The 12,707-nt window shown below is 46.7% G+C and carries 12 protein-coding genes; 5 read left to right on the forward strand and 7 right to left on the reverse strand.

Annotated features, from left to right (window positions below; genetic code table 11):
• The first annotated feature begins 272 nt into the window (after positions 1 to 272).
• The 3 genes from BZG81_RS14285 (at position 273) to BZG81_RS14295 (ending at position 4,051) form a co-directional block, all read left to right on the forward strand.
• Positions 273 to 2,243 (forward strand): PTS mannitol transporter subunit IICBA, encoded by a 1,971-nt coding sequence (locus BZG81_RS14285; RefSeq protein WP_077677702.1) that lies wholly within the window; start codon positions 273 to 275, stop codon positions 2,241 to 2,243.
• Between the two features lie 67 nt (positions 2,244 to 2,310).
• A complete protein-coding gene (locus BZG81_RS14290; protein WP_077677703.1) occupies positions 2,311 to 3,459 on the forward strand; it encodes a mannitol-1-phosphate 5-dehydrogenase in 1,149 nt (382 codons plus the stop codon).
• Positions 3,460 to 3,520: 61 nt separating this feature from the next.
• Positions 3,521 to 4,051 carry an MltR family transcriptional regulator gene (locus BZG81_RS14295; RefSeq protein WP_077660855.1) on the forward strand — a complete coding sequence of 177 codons (531 nt, stop codon included), beginning with the start codon at positions 3,521 to 3,523 and terminating at the stop codon, positions 4,049 to 4,051.
• A 266-nt stretch (positions 4,052 to 4,317) separates the two neighbouring features.
• Here the strand turns inward: BZG81_RS14295 and BZG81_RS14300 are convergent, their stop codons facing one another.
• The 7 genes from BZG81_RS14300 to BZG81_RS14330 all read right to left on the reverse strand — a co-directional run bounded on the left by BZG81_RS14300 (position 4,318) and on the right by BZG81_RS14330 (position 10,684).
• Positions 4,318 to 5,682 (reverse strand): sensor histidine kinase, encoded by a 1,365-nt coding sequence (locus tag BZG81_RS14300; RefSeq protein WP_241827399.1) that lies wholly within the window; start codon positions 5,680 to 5,682, stop codon positions 4,318 to 4,320.
• A 64-nt stretch (positions 5,683 to 5,746) separates the two neighbouring features.
• Entirely contained in the window at positions 5,747 to 6,403 is a 657-nt protein-coding gene (locus BZG81_RS14305) for a response regulator (RefSeq protein WP_077677705.1), read from the reverse strand.
• Positions 6,400 to 7,044, reverse strand: coding sequence for a hypothetical protein (locus BZG81_RS14310; RefSeq protein ID WP_077677706.1), 645 nt, complete (start codon positions 7,042 to 7,044; stop codon positions 6,400 to 6,402). The genes BZG81_RS14305 and BZG81_RS14310 overlap by 4 nt, the downstream gene beginning before the upstream one ends.
• Positions 7,031 to 7,867: an SDR family oxidoreductase gene (locus BZG81_RS14315; protein ID WP_077677707.1), complete on the reverse strand. Its 837-nt coding sequence runs from the start codon at positions 7,865 to 7,867 to the stop codon at positions 7,031 to 7,033. The genes BZG81_RS14310 and BZG81_RS14315 overlap by 14 nt, the downstream gene beginning before the upstream one ends.
• A 9-nt stretch (positions 7,868 to 7,876) precedes the next feature.
• On the reverse strand, positions 7,877 to 8,569 hold the full coding sequence (locus BZG81_RS14320) for a TenA family transcriptional regulator (RefSeq protein WP_077677708.1): 693 nt from the start codon (positions 8,567 to 8,569) through the stop codon (positions 7,877 to 7,879).
• Positions 8,570 to 8,577: 8 nt separating this feature from the next.
• Positions 8,578 to 10,083, reverse strand: a complete 1,506-nt coding sequence (locus BZG81_RS14325; RefSeq protein ID WP_077677709.1) for an AMP-binding protein — start codon at positions 10,081 to 10,083, stop codon at positions 8,578 to 8,580.
• On the reverse strand, positions 10,067 to 10,684 hold the full coding sequence (locus BZG81_RS14330) for a thermostable hemolysin (RefSeq protein WP_077677710.1): 618 nt from the start codon (positions 10,682 to 10,684) through the stop codon (positions 10,067 to 10,069). The genes BZG81_RS14325 and BZG81_RS14330 overlap by 17 nt, the downstream gene beginning before the upstream one ends.
• A 209-nt stretch (positions 10,685 to 10,893) precedes the next feature.
• Between BZG81_RS14330 and BZG81_RS14335 the strand changes: the two genes are divergently transcribed.
• Positions 10,894 to 11,403, forward strand: coding sequence for a cytochrome b/b6 domain-containing protein (locus BZG81_RS14335; protein WP_077677711.1), 510 nt, complete (start codon positions 10,894 to 10,896; stop codon positions 11,401 to 11,403).
• Positions 11,404 to 11,422: 19 nt separating this feature from the next.
• On the forward strand, positions 11,423 to 12,707 hold a 1,285-nt coding region (locus BZG81_RS14340), incomplete at its 3' end, for a phosphoethanolamine transferase (protein ID WP_077677712.1).

Consider the following 12,707-nt stretch of genomic DNA (forward strand, 5'->3'; position numbering starts at 1 on the left):
CGCAAAGACAAAAAATGTGATAATGATCATTATAATTTTTGTTGACAATGTTGTTTTTTTAGTTTTGTACTAAACTTTCATGTTATTTTTGTGACAGGTGTTGGGATAAAATATAGTTGCGACGTGAATAGTGAGAGGTGGGTCAACAAATCCCCGTTATCAGTTCTCTCGAAAAAATGTGTGGTAAATTGACTGAGTACTAACTAGCCAGACGGTTTTGGCGAACCGTTCTACCACACACGTTCAGTGAGAACATCAAACGGGGTATTGTTATGATATCATCTGACACCAAGATCAAGATACAGAATTTTGGTCGCTTCCTTTCAAATATGGTGATGCCCAATATCGGCGCATTCATCGCGTGGGGGATTATTACCGCACTATTTATTCCGACCGGTTGGGTACCCAATGAGACATTGGCGGCCATGGTCGGCCCCATGATTACCTACCTACTACCACTGCTGATCGGCTACACCGGCGGTAAACTTGTTGGCGGCGAACGCGGCGCTGTTGTCGGCGCGATTACCACCATGGGGGTGATTGTCGGGACTGACATTCCCATGTTTATGGGCGCGATGATAGTTGGTCCATTCGGCGGCTGGGCCATTAAAAAATTCGATGCTTATATCGATGGCAAAGTGAGAAGCGGGTTTGAGATGTTAGTGAATAACTTCTCTGCCGGTATTATCGGTATGCTTTGCGCGATTATCGCTTTCTTCCTCATCGGCCCGTTCGTAAAACTGTTGTCCAATGGTCTGGCTGCGGGCGTTGAATTTTTGGTCTCAGAGCACTTGTTACCGCTGACGTCGGTATTTGTTGAACCCGCTAAGATCTTGTTTTTGAATAATGCGATCAACCACGGCATTTTCTCTCCTCTGGGCATTCAACAAGCATCAGAAGCAGGCCAGTCGATTTTCTTCCTCATTGAAGCGAATCCAGGTCCAGGTTTGGGCATCTTGTTAGCGTACATGGTGTTTGGTAAAGGCACAGCACGTCAAACCGCAGGGGGTGCATCGATTATTCACTTCTTCGGTGGTATTCACGAGATCTACTTCCCTTACATTTTAATGAATCCACGTCTTATCCTTGCAGCCATTGCTGGAGGTATGACAGGTGTATTCGTTCTCACTGTGTTTGATGCAGGCATTGTGTCACCCGCATCTCCTGGCTCTATCTTTGCCGTGCTATTAATGACGCAAAAAGGATCGGTTGTTGGTGTCTTAGCGTCAATTATTGCCGCTGCCAGTGTGTCATTTGTGGTTGCCGCTTTGCTGATGAAAACGCAAAAAAGCACAGAGGGCGATGGTGACGAAGCTTCACTCGATGAAGCGACTGCGAAAATGAAAGACATGAAGACAGGCACGAAAGCAGATACCTCCACTCCCTCATCCGCGCCCAAAGGCACGGTTAATTTTGCATCCGTTAAGCATATTTTGGTTGCGTGTGATGCGGGTATGGGATCCAGTGCCATGGGTGCCAGCTTGCTGCGCAAAAAAGTGCAAAGCGCCGGTCTAGATATTGGTGTCACGAATATTGCGGTTAATAGTTTGCCTGAGGATGCGCAGATTGTGATYACGCACAAAGACCTAACCGAGCGCGCACGTACTCACGCCCCATCAGCTCACCATATTTCACTTAATAACTTCCTTGATGGTGAGGTTTACGGCCAGTTGGTCACCCAAATTCTCGCGGCAAAATACCCTGCAGCGAACGATCCGCAAGTGCTTAGGGTTCCTGATACTGCCGCGAATGACGATAGCTTCGAGCCAACGCCAGCGCCCACTTTTCAACTCCAACGTGAAAATATCCATGTTGGCTTAACGGCAACAAACAAAGAGCAGGCGATCCAATTTGCCGGCAATCAACTTGTCAAACTCGGTTACGTTGAACCTAGCTATGTCGACGCCATGTTTGAGCGCGAGGCATTAACTCCAACTTACCTCGGTGAATCTATCGCCGTCCCTCATGGCACCGTCAAAGCGAAAGATGGAGTCAAGAAAACCGGCATCGTGGTATGCCAGTATCCAACGGGTGTGCAGTTCACCGACGATAAAGACGATATCGCTAAATTGGTGATCGGGATTGCCGCCAAAAACGATGAGCATATCCAAGTTATTACCGCTATCACTAATGCGCTAGATGAACCTGATGCAATAGATACCCTCACCAGTACCGACAGTATTGACGAGATCCTCAATCTATTAAGTGATGAAAACGTCACTCATATGACGTCGTCCCATTAATCAGTCTGATAAGGAGACCACTGAGGTGGTCCCTTATATCCATCTTTTTTAGTTTGAGGTAAATATTATGAAAAATGCTGTTCATTTTGGTGCCGGCAATATTGGCCGCGGCTTTATCGGAAAATTACTCGCGGATGCCAATGTCGAGGTCACCTTTGCAGATGTTGATGCGCCCCTCATTGATCAACTCAGTCACAAACAAAGCTACAACGTCAAAGTGGTCGGCAATGACTGCCATATCGACACGGTTTCTCATATCACGGCGGTTAATTCGGCAAGTGATGATGTGATCGATAAAATCGTAAAAACGGATTTAGTGACCACGGCAGTGGGTCCCAATGTGCTTGATATTATCGCTAAGACCATAGCCACCGGGATTGAAAAGCGTTTTGAGTCGGGCAATTTGGCGCCGCTGAACATTATTGCCTGTGAAAACATGATCCGTGGCACATCACACCTTAAGGGCGAAGTCTATAAGCACCTTGACCCCGCGTTGCATCAAAAAGCAGAGGCACTGATTGGTTTTGTCGATTCAGCGGTCGATCGTATTGTACCGCCCGCGGAAGCGGCGAACGATGATCCCTTAGAGGTTACGGTAGAAAGCTTCAGCGAATGGATTGTTGATGAGCAACAGTTCAAAGGCGAGATCCCTGATATCGCCGGTATGGAGAAAACGCAAAACTTAATGGCGTTTGTCGAACGCAAGCTTTTCACCTTGAATACAGGTCACTGTATCACTGCTTATTTGGGGTGCTTAAGCGGCCACCGTACCATTCGTGAAGCCATTACCGATCCACAGATTCATGCCGTGGTGAAACAGGCCATGCAGGAAAGCGGCGAAGTGCTTATTCAACGCTACGGGTTTAACCGCGCCGCTCACCAAGCGTACATCGAGAAAATTTTGGGGCGTTTCTCAAACCCCTACTTGGTTGATGAGGTCGATCGAGTTGGCCGCCAGCCTATTCGAAAGCTAAGTCAGAACGATAGGCTTATCAAGCCATTACTGGGTACAATAGAATATGGCACGGATAACCGAGCGTTGTTAAAAGGTATTGCCGCAGCATTGAAATATACCAATCACACCGACCCACAAGCTGAAGAACTTCAAGCTTCACTGGCTGAGGTAGGCGTAAAAAAGACACTAGCGATATACACCGGCTTGGCAGAAGAAAGCCCTGAAATTGAGGCAATCAACATCCTGTACCAGCAATTGTAAACCGCGCACTTCACAGGGGGAGTTTAACTCCCCCGTTATAACAATAAGCAGTATCGAGTCTATGGCAGAAAATTTCGACGAAACAGACATCATTGAACGATTAAACCAAGCGACAACCGTGCGTGGCTTTTTTGTTGCCGCGGTCGATACGTTTGAAGCGTCTATTGATGGCTTAATCAAGCGGGTTTTTCGCAAAGATAACTTTGCAGTGGAATCAGTGGTGGGGCCTTTGCTGCATGACACGGGGCCACTGGGTGATCTTTCAGTGCGATTAAAACTCTTGTTTGGTCTAGGCGTGTTGTCAGATGACGCCTATCACGATATCGAACAGATTATTAAACTTAAAAACCAGCTAAGTAATGATGCTGACGACTACCACTTCACCGACCCTAACGTACTGGATGCGGTAAAAAAGCTTCGTAAAATCGAAAATATGAGTATGATTCAGCGCGATATAGAAGCGCCAGAGGATGATGTGGATATTGAGTTTTATCAGCTACAACTGCAACGCCAGCAGCAGGTCCTCCGCTCGGGGCTTTCTCTTGTTATTGTCGAGATTTGCAACGAATTGAGCAAAGAAAGCCCGTTTTAGTACTAAACCGACGTATAGGCTCATTGACTACCCGGCCAGCACTAACCATATACCAAGCGCTAGCGCTCCCCCTAAAACCAACGTTTCAAATAAGTAAGCCTTAATCGTGTTATACAATTTCATACCTAACCAATCCTTTTATTGTTCGGGTATTAAACCAAAATCGAGAGCAGACTGTCTATCATTATAGACAAAAAGCCTAGTGTAAGATCACACAAGACTTGACGTTGGCAAGGTTAGCTGCCTTTTACCAATCAAGCATATAGCTATCTGCTCTCATATACGGAGGCAATTGGAAAAGTGACCGTAAAACCATTCCCATGGTCGGAAAAATATGGGCTTCGAATCGCAATACTCGCTTGATGCTGCTCAGCAATGTCTTTGACAATCGACATACCCAAACCAGCCCCGTCGCCTTTCTCGGTATGACCGCGGAAGAATTTGTCAAAAATACGACTCTTAATTTCGTCCGGTATGGCATCGCCAGAATCAATCACTGCCACCACCACGGTATTGGCTGAGCAACTGGTGACCACACTGATAGATGCGCCTTCTCCTGCATAGCGAATTGCATTATCAATCAAATTAGTAAACAAGACTGACAACATAACGGGATGGCCTTTCACCCACAGGGGGTCTCGTCCTTCAAGCTCTATTGACTGTTGTTGAGTCAATGCCATCGGTGCGAGTGCTGCAATTTGCTCTCGTAACAATGGCACAAGATCAATGTGTGTGGTGTCGGTGTTTTTTTGCTGCTCCACCCGCGATAGCATGAGCAACTGCTGAATCACACGATCGGTACGATCGATGCCAGCAAGAATATTGGTCAAATCGTTATCTCGCTCGGCTTTTGTGGCGGCAGACAAAGCATTTTCTGCATTAAGGCGCAGTACCGCGAGGGGAGTTTTTAGCTCGTGCGCGGCCGTACTAACCAAGCGCTTTTCACGCACCCACGCATTTTTTAGCTGAGAGAATAGATAATTTAGCTGTTTAACCAATGGCGCTAGTTCAACGGTAGGTTGTGCAACATGGATATGATCGAGATTATCGATACTGCGCGCAGCGATAGTGTCTTTCAGCTCACCTAACGGTTTAAACGCGCGACTTACTAGAACGACCATAACCAGCGCTAAGAGTGGTATAAGCAACAGTTGAGGTAAACCAATGGTCAGTGATACCTCTGTCATCAGTTCTTGGCGAATAGCTTCTTTTTCCGCGACCAGCAAACTAGCTTGCCGTTCATCGGGTAGAGCGAAAACCAATGTAAAGGTTCGCCATTGTTCACCTGCCGCGGTGACCACATCGAATCCGGGGTTGCCCAATATCCCTATCCATTGCACCGGTGCATTAGGGCTTTTGGCAATTAATGCATCATTAACACGGTACTGAAAAAATAAATTATCTTCGTAGGGGTGACCAAATGGTGTGGTCGTATCGTCATCTTTTGCGTTGGCAGTAATCGCGTTTAACCAATGGGTATAACTTTGTGTAAAGTTATTTGGCGGCTGATCTCCCCAGTTCATCACCGACAGCGCCAAGGTTTTTGCCGATTGACCCAATCGCGCGTCATAAACTTCATTAATTTCATGGCGGGCTTCGCTGTAAACCAGTAACCATGAGATAAACATCATTAGTCCCACGGTGCATACAGTCGTAATAGTGAGATGGCGTTTTATTGAATGCGGACGTTGTCTTTTATTTTTCAATGATATACCCAACTCCGCGAATATTCTGAATTAAAGCACCACCGGTTTTTTTACGCAGGTTATGAATATGCACTTCAATAGCATTTGGACTAATGCCCTCATCCATACCATGAAGGGCTTGCTGAAGCTGATCTTTATTCATCACGCGTCCAGCATGTGACATCAACGTCGATAATAATTTAAACTCATTAGGCGTTAGTCGAATTGGCTCGCCTTGCATATCGACTTCGCCAGTCGCCATCGACAAGGTCACCCCATGGCATGACATGGTGGTATCGGCATAACCGGAAATACGCCGAATCATGACGCGCAGACGCGCCAATAGCTCTTCGAGTGCAAAAGGTTTGATCATGTAGTCGTCAGCTCCACCATCTAACCCTTTCACACGGTCATCAATGTCATCGCGTGCGGTCAAAATCATCACAGGGATATCGCTATGTTTGCGGCGAATTTTGCGCAACACAATAAGCCCATCAGTGTCTGGCAAGGTTAAGTCTAGAATGATAGCGGTAAAACTTTCGGTATTTAACAACGCATCTACACCACCGCCCCGCTGCAGCCAATCAACGGTGTAACCGTGACGCTGCAGCGAAGCCACCATAGACTCTCCTAACATGCAATCGTCTTCGACCAGTAACAGCCTCATTGCTGATTAATCTCCTTCAGTTTTTGGGCAATCTCTTGTTGCCGACCTTTATCAGCAAGACGACGCTCAGGTCGCGCTGGGGCTTTTTGTGCTTGCTTTAAGAATGCCACAGCGAGGTTGGTTTTTCCGGTATCTGCCAAAAATTCACCATAAAAATAGTTGGGATCAATACCTCTAGGGTTAATTTTGAGCGCTTTTTTAAAAAGTACGGCAGCCGTATCGTCATCCCCAAATGCGAACGGCCAGCCCGGCACTTTGTGGTACAAAGTCGCTAAGCTCGTTAGGGCCGAACCGTCCAGCGTTTCCGGCGCCTGTGTTACCACATCTTCAAGTAGGATTTTTGCATCTTTGACCAAAGCCAATGCCCCCATGCCACCGTCAACCCCGGCTAGCGAGCTCTTATTGATAGCAAGCCATATTTTCAGATCATGACGCGCTGGTTGGGCAAGGAGCGCAATTTGCGTATCATCGATTAAACGGTCGAAACACGCCACTTTGTCGTCACTGCTTTCGACAGTGTAGTTACATTGTGCCCAGCGTGTCTGGATCTTAGTCAAAATAGGGTCGGCCAGCGCTGTCGCACTGATCAAAGAACAACTGAGTGCCCATACGGTAATATACAACGATTTACGTATAGTCATGGTGTGACTCCTCTGTAACTGGCAAGTCTTGCGGCGTCATGGCGTGAAGATCAATGATATCTTTTTGTTTTGCGATTCCATGACCCACTAGCGATGGAAAAAGTTGATTCAGACGAACAAACAGCTTTTCGGGCCATCCGAGCCACGTCGCAAAGCAACGCTTTTCGATAGCACGAACAATGTGATTCGCTACCCACTCGGGTGAGTCCACATGATTTTGTAATTGCTTATTCATCGCCGTTGCACGTGCATCATTTAACGCCGTCTTGGTGGCTCGAGGCGCGATATAAATGGCACACTGCTGAGTGCCATGTAGCTCCCGATTTAACGCTTCGGTAAAGCGATACAGGCCTGATTTAGTCGCACCGTAATTGGCATACCCGGGGAAACCGATACTAGCAAAGGTTGAGCCAATATTGACAATCAGGCCTGTCGGTGCGAGCCACGTTAGTGCCTGTTTACAAAGCAAAATAGGCGCGGTTAGGTTGATGGCAATCTCATGTTCAATACTGACATCCGCGCGCATGGATAGGTAATTGAAACTATTTACCCCTGCATTATTGATCAGTATTTCTATTGGCGTACCTTGCTGACCCAGCCATCGTGCATGCTGATTCACCTTGTCTCTTCCTTCTACTGCACCAATGTCTGCTTCGATGATCTGATGACGCTCGCTATTCATAAGCTGGTTTTTAAGATCATGCAACGCGGTAAAATGGCGGCCGACGAGCACAAGTATTGCGCCTTTTCTTGCCAGTGCATCAGCCAGTGCTCGGCCAATGCCTCCTGTCGCACCTGTTAGCAATATAATTGTGTTTTTCATTACCGCCTCCTATGCCACTTGCGTCTGTGTTGTGGTCATGGGAAGCGCTCGCAGCATTGATTCATACAGCGCATAAACACGGTTCGCACTATCAATGATGGCTTGTTGGTCCGCTGGATCCGTTACCTTGTTCATCAAATCGGCAAAATAGCCAATATGCTCTACGTCCAAGGTGCTGTGTGACGTTAAATACCGCATCGCTGTATCGGGTAGAGAAAGCGTTTGCTGGATCAGTGCGGCCATCGAGCCGCCGATTGAGACACTCGTCCCTTCCAACACCCAAACCATGCCAAATAGAGCCATTGGATTTTTGCGATCAATTTGGTGATATAAATACGCCACCATCATCTCAATCCCTAACCCGACTTGGCCCTCACCACAGTTAGCCTTCGCTAGTTCGGCATCAAAGCCACATGCGCGCAAGTCATCCAAGATCCATTCATGGTGACCTTTCTCTTCCTCAATGTATTCGCCGAGCGCTTGGCGTAACCATTCATAGTGCTCCGGCAACCGAGAACCACAGGCCATCAGTAATGGAACGGTATGCTTCACATGGTGATAAGCCTGAACAAGAAAGGCCGTGTAGGTTTGCAGCGTGATCGCCTTATAGTCGCAAGCCTCAATCACAGGCACACTCAGCATTGAGGCTCTCGCCTGAGCGGTTTCTTTCTCTAGTACATGGAAAAAACCTTGATTATCCATAAATCCTCCTAGGAATGTGCCGTGAGTGGCAGGGTTTCGTCAGTCAGTAATGATTGGGCCGACGTGTTAAGTTGCGGCTCAAATTGTTGGCAAAAGACATCGCGTTTAGGGCGGCCATTTGCCGTCATCAAATGGGGTTGCTGATGAAAAGGAGCGGTAAATATCACCGCTCGGAGCTGCGCATAATCGGGCAGTTGGTGGTTAAGCTGGATCAGCTGCTGCTTTGCTTGATCAGGAGAGTCGCTACCAATAATGGCAGTCAGGTAGTCCTTCCCCTCTCCCAATACCACCATGTTGCTAAGCGCCGAATAGGCCATGGCTTCCGCCTCAATCCATTCTGGATGGATGTTGCGGCCAAAAGCCGTAATGAGTTGATTTTTTTTGCGACCTTTTACATACAAAAAGCCGTCATCATCAAACTCACCGATATCTCCCGTCGCGACGGCGCCTTGGTGAGGGATAAAGTCGCGATCCAGATAACCTGAGAATGTCGCGCCTGTTACCATAATTTCACCATCTGGTGCTAGAAAAACACGATTGTGAGGTAACGGTTTACCCACACTGCCAACACAATGGTGATCGGTGGTATTCAAGCTCACCACTGATCCGCACTCAGATAAGCCATAACCCTCAAAAACCGATAAGCCAAGCCGACTTGCTGCGCGCAATAAGGCCGGTGCCACCTTTGCGCCTCCGACAGCAACATGCTTGAGATCGGCAACCGCACCAGGATGCTGTTCACCAAGATGGATGACGGCTCGCAATAACGCAGGGGTAAGTACCAAGCTTTGCGGACGATAACGAATCAGTCCGCTCATCAATTGATTCAGGTTTAACTGGCTTGAGCCGATCAGCCCCAAGTCATGGCTGGATGGGATCACTGTCGTCACCCCAAGCAATAGAGGCACGTAAACACCCGTAATATTCTCCAGTAGTGTGGACAGGGGAAGGACGACTAAATGATGGGAGGACACCGCAGTGGTGGAGACGGTATTGGCAAGCGATACGCTAACGCTCTCTAGCGTGGCTGCGCTCAATACCACGCCCTTGGGAGAACCGGTCGAGCCTGAAGTAAACGTGACCTTTACGGCAGGAGGCAAAGCTGGCAGTGCGTCTACATCTCGTGCGTGGCATGGTAATCCCGCCAATGTAGTCACAGATTCGTGGCTTAATGCGACATCAGGGTGTAGCGAGCCAATCACCCAATCGACCCTCGCAGTCTCCAAGACATGCAGTTGTTGATCCGCCGTAAAAAATGGCGGGATCGGTACAATTGAAATGCCTGCATACGCAGCGGCAAGATCGATCAGTACCCAACTAACACTGTTGTCACCGGCAAGCCCAATCATGTGCGCATCTAGCGCCAATAGGGCTTCACTCAAAGCCCTGATTCGTTCCCAAAGCGCTTCGTAAGTCAATATCAGGCAGTCGCCAGATGCATCCGTCCCTTGAATGGCAACCTGATCAGATTGGGAGCTGGCATATTTAGCCAAACGTTCAAATAAGACGCGCATGTGCATTCTCCGTATGACGGTGTTTAGACGCGATTCGAGCCAACTGTTCAGCACCTTGAGCAAGGTTACCAGCACAGACACGAGGCATCCGCGTGTAGTAGTCGCCCCATTGGTCAGTAGTGAGTTGTAAGCGACTCGCTTCCGCATTGGTCAGAAGATGGGGAGCAAGGCCAAATCGACGCATGAGTGCATATAGCGGCCCTGTCGCGGTAAACACACACCACAAGTATCCGTGGGATAGCAGCACATTCGCTAAAGCGTGGAAATGCGGTAGCGACGTCCCCGAAGAGAACGAGGCCAGTTGCCCAAATTCAATCACTGATGTACGCGTGATCACTTGCTGATAGTGAGTGCTGAGTACATCAGCAACATCATCGCCAAGGTATTGTTCGAGAAAAAGCGGCTGACACGCAGCGGGGCGATAACCGCATACCGACAATAAGCGATCGTCTTTCCCTCTCAGGCAGGACAAATAAGGCATGAAAGTGGTAATTGTCGCGTCGAAGGCTTGTTGATAGCGTTCAGCAATATACGCCTCTATTTCAGCGCGATTCGCTGAGTCTGGTGTAACAATGTCAAATCGACTCGCTGAATTAACCATAGCGGTGACATCCTTTATTGATTTATTGTCACTGAGCTTACGGCGCGATACTTAAGAAAAGCTTAAGAATCTCCTCCAGTCGATAAAAAACGCACCCCAAAAATCTATCCAATTGTAAAATATCACCTTTTTATTTTTTCCACCCTCTTAAGCGATTCTTAAGTTTCCTCTCATAGAGTGAAGGCATAACAATATGAGAGGAAATTATCATGACCGCCAACACCACCCGACCATTTAAATGGGACAGAGTCGTCCGATTCAGCCATTGGATGATTGCTGCATTATTCTTTGCCAACATGAGCGTCACTGAAGAAGGCAGTGACATTCATCGCTGGTTTGGGTACGTGATCCTTGGGGCCATTGTCTTACGTCTGATTTGGGGAATGTTCACACATTCAGAAGCACGACTCACCCGTTTTATTCCCTCGCTTTCTGCCGCTCGTGCTCACTTCAGCAACCTTATAGATGGGCGTGATCACACAAGCTCAGGTCACAATCCTGCCGCGGCACTTATGATTTGGAGTCTTTGGGGATTGCTCCTGGTCACCATTTTGACTGGCTGGACAATGACGCAGTCAGGTGGAGAGCTCGAATGGTTAGAAGAAGTCCATGAGTTTGCTGCCAATGCAACTCTAGTCTTCGTCACGATTCATGTTAGCGCCGCCATTTTAATGAGTCGATATGGTATGCGTAACTACATAAAATCTATGCTCTACTAATATTAAGGATGTTTAAGTGATGAAGATAAAGAATTTAAGATTCACACACACATCAATAACGATAGTGTTCGCTATATATTTCGCATTAATTGTTAATATTCCAATTTATAATGAACTTGGAGGAATACTCTATAGGCTAGACAGTGTAAATCCTGGTTTCGTCGCTACGATTCCTCTCTTTTTCATCGCTAGCTTTAATATTATTTTTAACGCTTTTAGCTGGCCACTCATTACCAAACCTTTTTTTATCATACTTTTACTTCTGTCATCGGCAGCAAGTTATGCCACTTTTAGTTATGGTATAATTTTCGACAGTGATATGATTGTAAATGTCATCGAAACAGACTCAGCAGAAGCATCGAGTTATGTTAGTATTTACTCTCTTGCTTGGTTTTTATTCATGGGAGGGATTCCATCACTGTTTCTTTTTATTGTAAAAATAGAAGAAAGTGATCCGCTTCTTTTTATGATCATGAAAAAGGCAATATCAGTGATAGCATCGATAGTCGTTATACTCATCATTGCTACATTATATTATCAAGATTATGCATCCGTTGGCAGAAATAACTCTTACTTAAAAAAGGTTATCATTCCCACAGAGTTAGTTTATAGCATTGGAAAATATGTCAACAATGAATACCTGTCGGATCCTCTACCATACAAAAAAATTGGCGAGGACGCACAAAAAACAGACACACATAAGACAAAAAAACCAACTTTATTTGTTTTTGTTTTAGGGGAAACGGCTCGCGCTCAGAACCAGCAACTAAATGGTTATTCGCGAAAGACAAATCAATTCACATCGCAAGAAGGTGTTATCTCATTCAAAAATGTAAGCTCATGTGGAACGGCAACGGCAGTTTCTGTGCCATGTCTTTTCTCTATCTTGGAACGAGAAAACTTTAATCGAGAACGTGCCGACAAACAAGATAACCTACTTGATATCATGCAACGCGCAGGCACAGAGATGTTATGGGTAGAAAATGACAGTGGTGATAAAAATGTCGCGAAACATATTCCGCAGATCACAGTGAATCGTCATGAGAGTCAAACATATTGTGACGGACAAACCTGCTTTGATGAAGCCGTTATACAGCCTTTTATAGAGAAGACATCTAATGCGGATAGCAGCCAAGATTTAATGACTGTGCTACACTTAATTGGTAGCCATGGTCCCACATACTTCAAACGTTATCCGGAAAATATGAGAGTGTTTACGCCTGATTGTCAACGAGCCGACATTGAAAACTGCTCCAAAGAGGAAATAGTAAACACCTACGACAATACAATCTTATATACTGATT

The organism is Salinivibrio sp. MA607 (assembly GCF_001996245.1).
GTDB classification, from domain to species: domain Bacteria; phylum Pseudomonadota; class Gammaproteobacteria; order Enterobacterales; family Vibrionaceae; genus Salinivibrio; species Salinivibrio costicola.